Source organism: Streptomyces sp. AM8-1-1 (genome assembly GCF_032229325.1).
In the GTDB taxonomy this organism is placed as follows: Bacteria; Actinomycetota; Actinomycetes; order Streptomycetales; family Streptomycetaceae; genus Streptomyces; species Streptomyces achmelvichensis.
The window spans coordinates 2,810,039-2,823,946 of the sequence record NZ_CP135086.1 but is presented as its reverse complement, the minus strand read 5'-3'; the positions used below and the strand labels follow the sequence as shown (position 1 = coordinate 2,823,946).

The 13,908-nt window shown below is 68.4% G+C and carries 11 protein-coding genes and 1 riboswitch; of the genes, 5 read left to right on the top strand and 6 right to left on the bottom strand.

Annotation, left to right across the window (positions count from 1 at the left end; translation table 11 throughout):
* The first annotated feature begins 51 nt into the window (after positions 1-51).
* Positions 52-1,059, top strand: a complete 1,008-nt coding sequence (locus RPQ07_RS12585) for a hypothetical protein (protein WP_313944209.1) — start codon at positions 52-54, stop codon at positions 1,057-1,059.
* 80 nt (positions 1,060-1,139) lie between these two features.
* Positions 1,140-1,772, top strand: a complete 633-nt coding sequence (gene def, locus RPQ07_RS12580) for a peptide deformylase (RefSeq protein ID WP_313944208.1) — start codon at positions 1,140-1,142, stop codon at positions 1,770-1,772.
* 4 nt (positions 1,773-1,776) lie between these two features.
* Here def and RPQ07_RS12575 read toward each other — a convergent pair whose 3' ends face one another.
* The 6 genes from RPQ07_RS12575 to RPQ07_RS12550 all read right to left on the bottom strand — a co-directional run bounded on the left by RPQ07_RS12575 (position 1,777) and on the right by RPQ07_RS12550 (position 10,358).
* A complete protein-coding gene (locus RPQ07_RS12575) occupies positions 1,777-2,745 on the bottom strand; it encodes a GlxA family transcriptional regulator (protein ID WP_313944207.1) in 969 nt (322 codons plus the stop codon).
* 337 nt (positions 2,746-3,082) lie between these two features.
* Positions 3,083-4,096 (bottom strand): ribonucleotide-diphosphate reductase subunit beta, encoded by a 1,014-nt coding sequence (locus tag RPQ07_RS12570; protein WP_313944206.1) that lies wholly within the window; start codon positions 4,094-4,096, stop codon positions 3,083-3,085.
* Positions 4,096-6,480 carry a ribonucleoside-diphosphate reductase subunit alpha gene (locus RPQ07_RS12565; RefSeq protein WP_313944205.1) on the bottom strand — a complete coding sequence of 795 codons (2,385 nt, stop codon included), beginning with the start codon at positions 6,478-6,480 and terminating at the stop codon, positions 4,096-4,098. Before RPQ07_RS12565 ends, RPQ07_RS12570 begins: the two co-directional genes overlap by 1 nt.
* A 141-nt stretch (positions 6,481-6,621) precedes the next feature.
* Positions 6,622-6,764: riboswitch (cobalamin riboswitch) on the bottom strand.
* 191 nt (positions 6,765-6,955) lie between these two features.
* Positions 6,956-7,162 (bottom strand): YbdD/YjiX family protein, encoded by a 207-nt coding sequence (locus RPQ07_RS12560; RefSeq protein ID WP_313944204.1) that lies wholly within the window; start codon positions 7,160-7,162, stop codon positions 6,956-6,958.
* A complete protein-coding gene (locus RPQ07_RS12555) occupies positions 7,159-9,351 on the bottom strand; it encodes a carbon starvation CstA family protein (protein ID WP_313944203.1) in 2,193 nt (730 codons plus the stop codon). The genes RPQ07_RS12560 and RPQ07_RS12555 overlap by 4 nt, the downstream gene beginning before the upstream one ends.
* A gap of 242 nt (positions 9,352-9,593) precedes the next feature.
* Positions 9,594-10,358: a GntR family transcriptional regulator gene (locus RPQ07_RS12550; protein ID WP_313948875.1), complete on the bottom strand. Its 765-nt coding sequence runs from the start codon at positions 10,356-10,358 to the stop codon at positions 9,594-9,596.
* Between the two features lie 305 nt (positions 10,359-10,663).
* On the opposite strand from RPQ07_RS12550, the gene RPQ07_RS12545 reads away from it, so the two are divergent.
* The 3 genes from RPQ07_RS12545 to RPQ07_RS12535 all read left to right on the top strand — a co-directional run bounded on the left by RPQ07_RS12545 (position 10,664) and on the right by RPQ07_RS12535 (position 13,902).
* Complete coding sequence (locus RPQ07_RS12545; RefSeq protein ID WP_313944202.1) at positions 10,664-11,962, top strand: sugar ABC transporter substrate-binding protein; 1,299 nt, start codon at positions 10,664-10,666, stop codon at positions 11,960-11,962.
* 87 nt (positions 11,963-12,049) lie between these two features.
* Complete coding sequence (locus tag RPQ07_RS12540) at positions 12,050-13,042, top strand: sugar ABC transporter permease (RefSeq protein WP_313944201.1); 993 nt, start codon at positions 12,050-12,052, stop codon at positions 13,040-13,042.
* Complete coding sequence (locus tag RPQ07_RS12535) at positions 13,039-13,902, top strand: carbohydrate ABC transporter permease (protein ID WP_313944200.1); 864 nt, start codon at positions 13,039-13,041, stop codon at positions 13,900-13,902. Before RPQ07_RS12540 ends, RPQ07_RS12535 begins: the two co-directional genes overlap by 4 nt.
* Positions 13,903-13,908 lie beyond the last annotated feature (6 nt).

The following is a 13,908-nucleotide window of genomic DNA, read 5'->3' as shown; positions in this document are numbered from 1 at the left end:
ACACAAGCAGCGTGCGGGGGCATTGACCCGAGCGACCGGCAGGCGGGAATCGTGAGGATCTTCGGGAAGGTACGGCATCGGCCCTCCGCCTCGTGGCGGCAGGCCACCGACCGCGCGTTCACGCTGATCGGCGACGGCCGGTACGAGGACGCGGGCGCACTGCTGACACGAGCGGCGGACCTCGAGCCCTGGCTCTCCGAGTCCTGGTTCAACCTCGCCCTGCTGCACAAGTTCCGGCACGACTGGGAGCAGGCCAGGGCCGCCGGTCTGCGCGCGGTCGCCCTGCTGGACAAGGAGGCCGGGGCCCCCGACTGGTGGAACGTCGGCATCGCGGCCACCGCCCTCCAGGACTGGCCGCTCGCCCGCCGCGCCTGGCAGGCGTACGGACTGAAGGTACCCGGCAGCCCCACCCGGGCCGGTGCCACCGGCGCGGCCGCGGCGAACGGCGAACCGGTCGGCATGGACCTCGGCAGCGCCGCCGTACGGCTGTCGCCCGAGGGCGAGGCCGAAGTGGTGTGGGGCCGCAGGCTCGACCCGGCCCGGATAGAGGTGCTGTCGATCCCGCTGCCCTCCTCCGGCCGCCGCTGGGGCGAGGTCGTCCTGCACGACGGTGTGCCGAACGGCGAGCGGACCACGTCCGCGGGCCCGTCCTACCCCGTCTTCGACGAGATCGAGCTCTGGGCGCCTTCTCCCGTGCCCACCTGGGTGGTGCTGCTGGAGGCGGCCACCGAGGCCGACCGGGACGCCCTGGAGCAGCTGGCGTCCGACGCCGGATTCGCCGCCGAGGACTGGTCCTCGTCGGTACGACTGTTGTGCCGGGCCTGTTCCGAGAGCCGGATGCCCAGCGCCGAGGGCGAGGGTGAGCACCTCGACCCGCACGATCACAGCGAGCCCGGCCATCCCGGCCCGCTCGGCCATCGCACGGCCGGCGATCTGTGGTCGCCGGAGCGCGAGTGCGGCATCGCCGCCCCCGCCGGACTGGTGCGCGGACTGCTCGACGGGTGGGTCGCGGACAGCCCGGACACCCGCGAGTGGCGGGATCTCGAGGAAGTCTGCTGACGCCTGCCCGTAGGCTGTACGGACACAGAGTGACCGGCCACCGGGCTCGCATCGGGTATTGAGGAAGGCGTACGGCTGACATGGCGTCGCAGCAGGAGACGGACCAGCAGGTCAACGATGGTTTCGTCGTGGACACGGAGGACTGCGAGGCACGTGAGCTCGCCCATCGCGAGCGGGGCACCTCGCGCCCGATCACGGTCGTCGGCAACCCCGTCCTCCACACGGAGTGCAAGGACGTCACCGCCTTCGACGACAAGCTCGCCTCGCTGATCGACGACATGTTCGCGAGCCAGCGCACCGCCGAGGGCGTCGGCCTGGCCGCCAACCAGATCGGCGTGGACCAGAAGGTCTTCGTCTACGACTGCCCCGACGACGACGGTGTGCGGCACGTCGGTGTGGTCTGCAACCCGGTCCTGGAGGAGCTGCCGCCGGAGCTGCGCGTCCTCGACGACGCCAACGAGGGCTGCCTCTCCGTCCCGACCGCCTATGCCTCGCTGGCCCGCCCCGACTACGCGGTGGTGCGCGGCCAGGACGCCCAGGGCAACCCGATCAAGGTGCGTGGCACGGGCTACTTCGCGCGCTGCCTCCAGCACGAGACGGACCACCTGTACGGCTACCTCTACATCGACCGGCTCTCCAAGCGGGAGCGCAAGGACGCGCTGCGGCAGATGGCCGAGGGCACGCCGCGCTACCCGGTCGTGCCCAACGAGTGAGCCGTCAGGCGACGGTGCGCACCGGGCCGCGGAACGTGCGGCGGTAGGCGTTCGGCGTGGTGCCGAGGGTGCGCAGGAAGTGGTGGCGCAGTGCCGCCGCGTTGCCGAACCCGGACCGTCCCGCGATCGTGTCCACCGTGTCGTCCGTCGACTCCAGCAACTCCTGCGACAGCAGCACCCGCTGTCGCAGCAGCCAGCGGTAGGGCGTCGTCCCGGTCTCCTGCTGGAAGCGGCGGGCGAAGGTCCGCGGTGACATGTGGGCACGCTCCGCGAGCTGTTCCACGGTCATCTCGCGGTCCAGGTGCCGTTCCATCCAGGCGAGGACATCGCCGACCGTGTCGCACCGGGTCCGCGGCAGCGGGCGTTCGATGTACTGCGCCTGGCCGCCGTCGCGATGCGGCGGCACCACCATCCGCCGGGCGATGTGGTTGGCGACTTCCGGGCCGTGCTCCTGGCGCACCACATGGAGGCAGGCGTCGATCGCCGCGGCGGTGCCGGCCGAGGTGATGACCGAACCCTCGTCCACGTACAGCACGTCGGGGTCGACGACGGCCAGCGGATGGCGCTCGGCCAGGATGCCGGTGTGGCGCCAGTGGGTGGTGCAGCGGCGTCCGTCGAGCAGTCCCGCGGCGCCGAGGACGAAGGCGCCCGTGCAGACGCTGATCACCCGGGCGCCCCGGTCGACCGCGCGGCGCAGCGCGTCCAGCAACTCCTCCGGGTAGTCCCGGGTCGGGTAGTCGCCGCCGGTGGGGACGGCGATCAGATCCGCGTCCTCCAGCCGCTCCAGGCCGTGCTGTGTGGTGATGCTGAACCCGGCGTGCGTGTGCAGCGTGGGTCCCGCGGCGGAGACCACGGCGAAGTCGTAGACGGGCATGCCGTCCTCGCTGCGGTCGAGGCCGAACACCTCGCTGATCACGCCGAGTTCGAAGGGATGCACGCCCTCCAGGAGGACGGCGGCCACGTTTTTCAGCATGGCCCCAGTGTGGCAGTAATTCGATGGTTCATGACAGTCCTGCCACTGACTTCTTTGCCGTCCGAGGACGACAGTGGAGGACATGAACGCATTCCTGGAGTACCTGTTCGTGATCGCCCTGTTCGCACTGATCACTCTTCCGTCCCTGGTGGGGCATGCCAGGGACCGTGCCGTCGACCGTCAGCTGCGGGAGGCCGCGGGACGCCTGGAGTCCGGGCGTCGCGCGGCCGCCAGCACCGCCGGGGCCCACGGCCGGCGCCCCGCACCCCGGCTTCACCAGGGGCGGGGCGCGACTGGGGCAAGGCGGCCTAGTCGGAAGTCGACCTGCCGGCTGACCCTAGAAGTCGTCGTCGAAGCCGACCGAGCCCTCGACCGCCACCTGGTAGGCGGACGGACGGCGCTCGAAGAAGTTCGTCAGCTCCTGGACACCCTGCAACTCCATGAAGGAGAACGGGTTCTCCGACCCGTACACCGGCGCGAAGCCCAGCCGGGTGAGCCGCTGGTCGGCGACGCACTGGAGGTATTCGCGCATGGACTCGGTGTTCATGCCCGGCAGACCGTCGCCGCACAGGTCACGGCCGAACTGCAGCTCCGCCTCGACCGCCTCCTTCAGCATGTCGGTGACCTGCTGACGCAGCGCGTCGTCGAAGAGCTCCGGCTCCTCCTTGCGGACCGTGTCCACCACCTCGAAGGCGAAGTTCATGTGCATGGTCTCGTCGCGGAACACCCAGTTGGTGCCGGTGGCGAGGCCGTGCAGCAGCCCGCGGGAGCGGAACCAGTAGACGTACGCGAACGCGCCGTAGAAGAACAGCCCCTCGATGCACGCCGCGAAGCAGATCAGGTTCAGCAGGAAGCGCCGGCGGTCGGCCTGCGTCTCCAGCCGGTCGATCTTCTCCACCGAGTCCATCCACCGGAAGCAGAACTGCGCCTTCTCGCGGATGGAGGGGATCTCCTCGACCGCGTCGAACGCGGCCGCGCGGTCGTCCGGGTCGGGGAGGTAGGTGTCCAGCAGCGTCAGATAGAACTGGACGTGCACCGCCTCCTCGAAGAGCTGACGGCTCAGATACAGCCGCGCCTCGGGGGAGTTGATGTGCTTGTAGAGCGTGAGCACCAGGTTGTTGGAGACGATCGAGTCACCCGTTGCGAAGAACGCGACCAGCCGGCCGATCATGTGCTGCTCACCCGGGGACAGCTTGGCCAGGTCGGACACGTCGGAGTGGAGGTCGACCTCCTCCACGGTCCAGGTGTTCTTGATCGCGTCACGGTAGCGCTCGTAGAAGTCCGGGTAGCGCATCGGACGCAGGGTCAGCTCGAATCCCGGGTCGAGCAGGTTCTTCTCGGGAGCACTCATTACTGGCAGGCCTCGCAGGACTCGGGGTTCTCCAGGGAGCAGGCGACCGCGTCGGTCTCCGGCGTCGCCTGTACGGGGATGGGGGCCGCGGTCGCGGCTCCGGAGCCGGCCGCACGGGCGATCCGGGTCGCGGGGCGCGAGCGCAGGTAGTACGTGGTCTTCAGGCCCTGCTTCCAGGCGTAGGCGTACATCGAGCTGAGCTTCCCGATGGTCGGCGTCTCCAGGAACAGGTTCAGCGACTGCGACTGGTCGAGGAACGGGGTGCGGGCCGCGGCCATGTCGATCAGACCGCGCTGCGGGATCTCCCACGCCGTGCGGTACAGCTCGCGCACATCGGCCGGGATCCAGCTGAAGCCCTGCACCGAACCGCTGGACTCGCGCAGCGCCTCACGGGACTGTGCGTCCCACACGCCGAGCCGCTTCAGCTCTTCCACCAGGTAGGCGTTGACCTGGAGGAATTCGCCGCTGAGCGTCTCACGCTTGAAGAGGTTGGAGACCTGCGGCTCGATGCACTCGTAGACGCCCGCGATGGAGGCGATCGTCGCCGTCGGGGCGATGGCGAGGAGCAGCGAGTTGCGCATCCCGGTCGTGGCGATACGTTCCCGCAGGGCGGCCCAGCGCTCGGGCCAGTTGAGCTCGACACCGTAGTGGTCGGGGTGCAGCACACCGCGCGCGGTACGGGTCTTCTCCCAGGCGGGCAGCGGGCCGTTGCGCTCCGCGAGGGCGGCGGACGCCTCGTACGCGGCGAGCATGATGCGCTCGGCGATGCGGGTCGACAGGGCGCGGGCGGCGGGGGAGTCGAACGGCATCCGCAGCTTGAAGAAGACGTCCTGCAGGCCCATCGCGCCCAGGCCCACCGGACGCCACTTGGCGTTGGAGCGGCCGGCCTGCTCGGTCGGGTAGAAGTTGATGTCGACGACGCGGTCGAGGAAGGTGACGGCGGTCCGGACGGCTTCGTCCAGGCGCTCCCAGTCGATCCCTTCACCGGCGCCTTCCGCCAGGACGAACGCGCCGAGGTTCACCGAGCCGAGGTTGCAGACGGCCGTCTCGCCGTCGTCCGTCACCTCCAGGATCTCGGTGCACAGGTTCGACGAGTGCACGGTGTGGCCGGGCTCGGCGGTCTGGTTGGCCGTGCGGTTGGAGGAGTCCTTGAAGGTCATCCAGCCGTTGCCGGTCTGCGCGAGCGTGCGCATCATCCGGCCGTACAGCTCACGCGCGGGCATGGTCTTGCGGGCCAGGCCCTTCGCCTCGGCGTCGCGGTACGCCGCGTCGAACGCGTCGCCCCACAGGTCGACGAGCTCGGGGACGTCGGCGGGCGAGAACAGCGACCACGGGGCGTCGGCGTCGACACGGCGCATGAACTCGTCGGGAATCCAGTGCGCGAGGTTCAGATTGTGCGTACGCCGGGCGTCCTCGCCGGTGTTGTCGCGCAGCTCCAGGAACTCCTCGATGTCCGCGTGCCAGGTCTCCAGGTAGACGGCGGCCGCGCCCTTGCGGCGTCCGCCCTGGTTCACCGCCGCGACCGAGGCGTCGAGGGTCTTCAGGAACGGCACGATGCCGTTGGAGTGGCCGTTGGTGCCCCGGATCAGGGAACCGCGGGCGCGGATGCGGGAGTACGACAGCCCGATGCCGCCGGCGTGCTTGGAGAGCCGGGCGACCTGGTGGTACCGGTCGTAGATCGAGTCCAGTTCGTCCGCCGGCGAGTCCAGCAGATAGCAGGAGGACATCTGCGGGTGGCGGGTGCCGGAGTTGAACAGCGTGGGGGAGGAGGGGAGGTAGTCGAGGCGGCTCATCAGGCCGTAGAGGTCGGCCACCTCGTCCAGCGCGCGCACGCTGTCGTCCTCGGCGAGACCACAGGCGACCCGCAGCATGAAGTGCTGGGGCGTCTCGATCACCTGACGGGTGATCGGATGCCGGAGCAGATAGCGGCTGTAGAGGGTGCGCAGGCCGAAGTAGCCGAAACGGTCGTCCGCCTCGGTGTCGATGAGGGTGTCCAGGCGGTCCGCGTGCAGCGTGACGAACGCGGCGGTCCGGTCGGCGATCAGACCCTCGGTGTGTCCGACCGCGACGGAGGCGGAGAAGGACACGGCGCCCTGGCCCGACGCCTCTTCGGCGATCGTCCGGGTCAACAGGCGGGCGGCGAGCCGGGAGTAGGCGGGGTCCTCGGAGATCAGACCCGCGGCGGCGTCGGTGGCGAGCCCACGGAGCTCGGCCATGTCCGAACCGGCGTGCCGCCCCCGCAGCGCGGCGGCGGCGACGCGGCCCGGGTCGGTGTCGGGCAGATCAGCGGTGAGGTCGGTCAGGATCCGCAACAGCGCGGTCCCTGGGCCGTCCTCGAGCTGCTCGGCGATGCCTGCTGCCGGATCGGCTGGCGCGATGGTCACGTGGTGCTCTCCCTCGCTCGGCTCTGGGCCGTCGGAGGGAGGCGGGGCCGTCGGGCAGTACGCGCCCAGGGCAGGGCAGCACTCCGTACGGCGTCCACCGGCCCAACCGCGAGGCCCGGACGTCTCGGCACCCGGATCGGTCGAACCGGATGCACCGTCGGCAGGTCTTCGGACTCTCGGGTACGACAAAGCGCACCACATCACACCGTTGCGGGACAGTTCCGGATTCGCACCGGATTCCCCTGCGGCGACAGCGAGGTCGAGCATACATGTGGGGGCCGCCAGTTGCGGCACCCCCCACATGTTGTGTCGGGGCGCCGTGCGGGAGTTGTGGCATTGCGCCGCTGATCCCGGCCGGTGCGGCCCTTGGGACGCCCCGGCGGGGGCCCGGTCCGGCCCGTGGGCGCACGGTTTCACGGCGAAGGGCCGCCGCATTCCCGGGGGAACGCGACGGCCCTTCAGGGGCCCTTCAGGGTCAGCAGCAGCGGAAGCCCTCGCGCGGATCGGCTTCACGTGCGTCCGTACGGCTGCGCTCGAAAGCGCGGCGGCTCATCACCTCGGCGTCCGGGTCGCAGCCGCGGGCGTGGGCGACGTACCGGTCGTAGGCCGATTCGCCGGTGAACTCCCTGACGTACCACCGGATCCGGCCGAAGACGTGGCGGGCCCTCGCCGTGGTGCTCATGCCGAACCGCTCCTTGCGGGAACGTTCTCCTCGGCGGTTGCCATCTCGGCCCTCTCCTCCTGGGTGGGGATCAGTCCGGCCGGTGCGACGATCTTCGACTCGGTGTACGGAACCTCCGACAGCTTCACGCTCTCGGGGTGCCGGATCGCGTTGTAGCAGACGCGTCCCGCGTCCACGATGACCACGATGATGAGGATCGCGAAGAGAGCCGTGAGCGCTCCGTCGACCGTGGAGTTGGTGACCACGGTGTGCATGTCGTCCATGGACTTGGCGGGAGGCAGGATCTTGCCCTCGTCGATGGCTGACTGGTAGACGTCCCGCTGGGTGAAGAAGCCCACGCGTGGGTCGCCGGAGAATATCTTCTGCCAGCTCGCGGTGAGGGTGACGGCGGCGTCCCAGGCGAGCGGTACGGCCGTGACCCAGGCCCACTTGAGCCGACCGGACTTCACCAGCAGCGTGGTGCACACGGCGAGTGCCACGGCGGCGAGCAGCTGGTTGGCGATGCCGAACAGCGGGAAGAGCTGGTTGATGCCGCCCAGCGGGTCATGCACGCCGACCCAGAGGAAGTAGCCCCAGCCGCCCACGACGGCCGCGCTGGCGAACCAGACGCCGGGCCTCCAGCTGACCTGACGGAACGGCTTGTAGACGTTGCCGAGCATGTCCTGGAGCATGAAGCGCCCGACCCGGGTGCCCGCGTCCACCGTGGTGAGGATGAACAGCGCCTCGAACATGATCGCGAAGTGGTACCAGAAGGCCTTCAGCCCGGCGCCGCCGACCACGGACGAGAAGATGTCCGACATACCGAGCGCGAACGTCGGCGCGCCGCCGGTCCGCGACAGCAGGCTGGACTCCTCGACGTCCTTGGCCGCCTGGGCCAGTTGGTCGGGTGTGATCGTGAAGCCGAGATTGGCGACGGCCTGGGACGCCGTCTCGACCGTGGGACCGATGACACCGGCCGGTGAGTTGACCGCGAAGTAGAGACCCGGGTCGATGATGCAGGCCGTGATCATCGCCATGATCGCGACGAACGACTCCGTCAGCATCGCGCCGTAGCCGATCATCCGGATCTGCGTTTCCTTCTGGACCATCTTCGGGGTGGTGCCCGAGGAGACCAGGGAGTGGAAGCCGGAGAGCGCGCCGCAGGCGATGGTGATGAACACGAAGGGGAACATCGATCCGGCGAACACCGGGCCGTCGCCCCGGCTCGCGAACTCGGTGACCGCGTCCATCTTCAGGGTCGGCAGCGCTATCACCACGCCGAGGGCCAGCAGCACGATGGTGCCGACCTTCATGAAGGTGGAGAGGTAGTCGCGAGGTGCCAGCAGCATCCACACCGGCAGCACCGACGCGAGGAAGCCGTAGACGATCATCCAGATGACCAGCGTGCCGGCCTCCAGGGTGAAGGTCTCCGCGAGCGAGGACTCCGCCACCCAGCCGCCCGAGACGATGGCGAGCAGCAGCAGCGCCACACCGATGACCGAGACCTCGGTGACTCTGCCGGGCCGCAGCAGCCGCAGATACACGCCCATGAAGAGGGCGATCGGGATGGTCATGGCGATCGAGAAGACGCCCCAGGGCGAGTCCGCCAGCGCGTTGACGATGACCAGTGCCAGCACCGCCAGCAGGATGATCATGATGGCGAACACCGCGATCAGCGCGGCGGCTCCGCCGAAGGGTCCTATCTCGTCACGGGCGATCTGGCCGAGCGAACGGCCGTCCCGGCGTGTGGAGAAGAAGAGCGTGACCATGTCCTGGACGGCGCCGGCGAAGATGACGCCCGCGACGATCCAGATCGTGCCCGGCAGATATCCCATCTGGGCGGCGAGCACCGGGCCGACCAGTGGTCCGGCGCCGGCGACCGCGGCGAAGTGGTGCCCGAAGAGCACGCGCCGGTCGGTGGGGTGGAAGTCGATTCCGTTGTCGAGGCGTTCGGCCGGGGTGGCTCGGGTCTTGTCGACCTTCAGCACCCGGTTGGCAATGAAGCGGGAGTAGAAGCGGTACGCGATCGCATACGAACCCAGCGCCGCCGCCAGCATCCATGCGGCGGAGATCTCCTCGCCCCGGGAGAGTGCCAGCACAGCCCATCCCGATGCCCCCACCAGGGCCACCAGCCCCCAGATGGCGATGGACCGCGGGGTGAGCTTCCGGGATGACGTCGGTGCGGTATTCGGTGGTGTGGGTTCTGGCATGGCGGGTCGTCCCCTCACTGTTCACCTGCATTTTTAATGCGCAGGAAATCTAAAGGAACGTCTCGACGCGAGTCACCCCCGTCCGCATATCGGTACGGCAACGGCGACGAATTCGCACCGTTTTCGTCGGCATTCCGCACCGGTTCTCCTTCGTCCCTCCGCCGGCTCTGTGCGCGGACAGCACAAAGCCCCGGAGGCGAGGCCTCCGGGGCGTGCTGCCGGGCGCCGTACTGCCCGGGGGGTCAGTCGGTCGGCCGCCGCAGGCGGGCCACGAACTTGTACCGGTCGCCGCGGTAGACCGACCGCACCCACTCGACGGGTTCGCCCTGCGCGTCCAGCGAGTGGCGCGAGAGCATCAGCATCGGCAGGCCCACGTCGGTGCCCAGCAGACCGGCCTCGCGCGGGGTCGCCAGCGAGGTCTCGATCGTCTCCTCGGCCTCGGCGAGATGGACGTCGTACACCTCCGCCAGCGCCGTGTAGAGCGAGGTGTACTTCACCAGGCTGCGGCGCAGCGCGGGGAAGCGCTTGGCCGAGAGGTGGGTGGTCTCGATCGCCATCGGCTCACCGCTGGCGAGCCGCAGACGCTCGATGCGCAGCACGCGGCCGCCCGTCGAGATGTCCAGCAGTCCGGCGAGCGTGTCGTCGGCCGTCACATAGCCGATGTCGAGCAGTTGGGACGTCGGCTCCAGGCCCTGGGCCTTCATGTCCTCGGTGTACGAGGTGAGCTGGAGGGCCTGCGACACCTTGGGCTTGGCCACGAACGTGCCCTTGCCCTGGATGCGTTCGAGCCTGCCCTCGACGACCAGTTCCTGAAGCGCCTGACGCACCGTGGTGCGCGAGGTGTCGAACTCGGCCGCGAGCGTGCGCTCCGGCGGCACCGGGGTGCCGGGCGGCAGCGTCTCCGTCATGTCGAGCAAGTGGCGCTTGAGCCGGTAGTACTTGGGCACGCGTGCGGTCCGGGTCTGTGCCCCGCCCTCGGTCTCCGCTCCCACCCCGTCCGTGGTCATGGCCCGCCTTCCCGACTCCTGCGCTGCTGCCGTCACCGGCTCCTCCGTCTGTCGCGGCTCACATGGTGGCACGGTCCGGTCACGGGTCGTCGCCCTCCCTCAGGTGTCGGTCCGATAACGGACCCGACTGCCCTTCTTATACACCCTTGACACCCCTAAAGGTCTAGGCCAAGCTCCGGGTACTGGTCTAAACCATTAAAGACCAGGTCCCAGCCCCACGGGCAGACCTGAGCACTGTCTCTCTGCGTGTTGTGCGACTCCCGGGCGGTGGGGGGGAAAATCTTGCATCCCTTGAGGAGGGTGGCGTGAAGCGCAAGCTCATAGCTGCAGTGGGTGTGGCGGCCATGGCGGCTTCGGTCGCGGCGTGTGGCTCCGGCGACAGCGAGTCCGCGAAGGACCCGAAGGACCGCAAAGGCACGCTGACCGTCTGGCTGATGACGGACGCTCAGTCCACCTGGCCCGAGCTGGTCAAGGACGTCAACACGCAGTTCGCCGCGAAGTACCCGGGCGTGAAGGTCAACGTCCAGTACCAGCAGTGGGGCGACAAGACCAAGAAGCTCGACGCCGCCCTCGCCGGAGACAAGTTCCCCGACGTGGTCGAACTGGGCAACACCGAGACCATGACGTACATCCTCAACGGGGCGGTCGGCGAGATCGACCCGAAGAAGTACGAGAACTCGGACACCTGGATCAAGGGTCTGAAGGACACCTGTACCTACGAGGGCAAGCTCTACTGCGTGCCCTACTACGCCGGTGCGCGTGTCGCCATCTTCAACAAGGACATGTTCAAGGCGGGCGCCGGCTCCGACGCGCTGCCCACCACCGAGGCCGAGCTCACCGCCGCCCTCGACAAGGTCCAGGCGAAGTACGGCAAGGACAAGGCCTTCTCGCCGCTCTACCTGCCGGGCCGCTACTGGTACGCCGCCATGTCCTACGTCGCCGCGTACGGCGGCGAGATCGCCACGTACGACGACGGCTCGAAGGAGTGGAAGGCCTCGCTCTCCACTCCGGAGGCGCAGAAGGGCATCCAGCACTTCGTCGACCTGGTCAAGAAGTACAACCACGGCGACAAGACCAAGGACGAGCAGGACCACGCCAACGTCATGGCCAACGAGAAGACCGCTCTTCTCTACGGCAACGGCTGGGAGGCCGGCAGCGTCGTCGACAGCGCCGCCAACGGCAACCCCAAGCTGAAGGACAAGATCGGCACCGCCGGTATGCCGGGTCCCGACGGCAAGGCGCTTCCGTCCTTCATCGGCGGCTCCGACCTCGCCACCATCTCCAAGTCCAAGAACCAGGACCTGGGCGAGGAGTGGATCTCGCTGTTCACCAGCGAGAAGTCCGAGGCCGTGCTCGCCTCGAAGAACATCCTTCCGAACAACACCAAGCAGCTCGAGCCGCTGAAGGCGAAGCCGGAGACCGCGCCGATCGCCAACGCCGTGCCGGACGCCTGGTTCACCCCGATCGCCCCGGGCTGGTCCGCGATCGAGAAGAAGGAAATCCTCGAGCTGATGCTGCTCGACATCATCAAGGGCAAGTCGGTCGCGGACGCCACGAAGGCGGCCGACGCGGAGATCGACAAGCTGATCAACGAGAAGTCCTGATCACTTGATCGCCCAGCGGGAGCGGCGGGCCGACGGCCCACCGCTCCCGCCCTCCGGTATCCGGTCCGAGCGGAAGGGCGGAGCACAGTGAGTGCCGCCGACACGAAAGCAGCCGATCCGGCGGTGCCCGTCCAGCGGCACCCCGAAGAACCAGGCTCCCCGCCACGGAAGGGCGGACGGCCGCCGCGCAAGGCCGGCGCGCTGCTGCCGTATCTGCTGATAGCCCCGGCGTTCGTGGCGATCGCCGCGGTCTTCGCCTGGCCCCTGGTCAAGACGGTCATCATGTCCTTCCAGGACGTCGGCCGCCGTGAGCTGTGGACCGGGGAACCGCCCCCGTGGGTCGGGTTCGACAAGTTCACCGAGATCCTCGGCGACGGCGAGTTCTGGGACGTGGTCCTGCGGACCGTCGTCTTCATGGCCGCCTGCGTCATCGCCACCATGGGCGTCGGTCTGCTGCTGGCCCAGACGATGCAGCGGATGTCGCCGTGGGTACGGATGCTGCTCACCGCGGGGCTCGTGGCCGCCTGGTCGATGCCCCTGCTGGTCGCCACCTCGATCTTCCGGTGGTTCGCCGACTCCGACTACGGAGTGGTGAACATGATCCTGTCGAAGTACCTCGGCCTCGACTTCCAGGGTCACAACTGGTTCCTCGACCCCAAGCAGGGCTTCGTCATCATCGGGGCCGTCGTCGTCTGGGGAGCGATCCCCTTCGTGGCGATCACCCTCTACGCCGCGCTCACCCAGGTGCCCCGCGAACTGGAGGAGGCGGCCGCGCTCGACGGTGCGGGCGCCTTCGGTGTGTTCCGCTTCGTCACCTGGCCCGTCATCAAGCCGGTCTTCCAGATGGTGGCGACCCTCTCGGTGATCTGGGACTTCAACGTCTTCGGCCAGATCTTCCTGATGCGTGGCAACAAGCCGGAGCCCGAGTACGCCGTTCTGGGCATCTACTCCTTCGACAAGGCCTTCGAGTCCAACTCGTTCAGCCAGGGCGCTGCCATCTCGCTGATCACGGTTCTGCTGCTGTCCGGCGTCGCCGTGTACTACCTGCGCCAGCTGCTCAAGATCGGAGAGGTCGAATGAGCGCCACCACCTCCACCAGGGCCGCGTACCGCCCGGACCGCAAGAAGCACCGGCTCGCCTACAACATCGTGGGCCTTCTCGCCTTCGTCGCCATGGCGTTCCCGGTGTACTGGCTCGTCATCAGCGCCCTTCGGCCCAATCACGAGATCCGCAGCTACGACCAGACGCTCTGGCCCTCGTCGGTCACCTTCGACAACTTCAAGCGGGCCATCGACGCGCCCAACTTCGGCACGGCCATCCAGTCGAGCCTCATCATCTGCCTGACCGCCGTCGTCGGCGCGATGATCATCTCCACGATCGCCGCGTTCGCCATCGCCCGCTTCAAGTTCGCCGGCCGCAAGACCTTCATGATCGTGCTGCTCGCGGTCCAGCTGCTGCCGCCGACGGCGATGCTGATCCCCATCTACATCCAGCTCAACGATCTGGGTGCGCTCAACGAGTACTGGGGCGTCATCGTCATCTACCTGGTCTCCACCCTGCCCTTCGCCACCTGGATGATCCGCGGCTTCGTGATCAACATCCCGAAGGAGCTGGAGGAGTCCGCGATGGTGGACGGGTGCACCAGGATGGGTGCCTTCTGGCGGGTCGTCTTTCCGCTGGTCGCGCCGGGCCTGGCGGCCGCCTCCATCTACTCGCTCATCAACGCGTGGAACGAGTACCTGCTGGCGTACGTCGTGCTCCAGGACAACGACAAGTACACCCTCAACGTGTGGCTGATGAACTTCACCACCTCGCGAGGCGTGGACTACGGCGCCCTGATGGCTGCCTCGACGCTCATCGCCATTCCGGTCGTCGCCTTCTTCATGATGGTCCAGAAGAAGATGGCGGCAGGCCTCACCTCAGGTGCAGTGAAGGGATAACGCCCG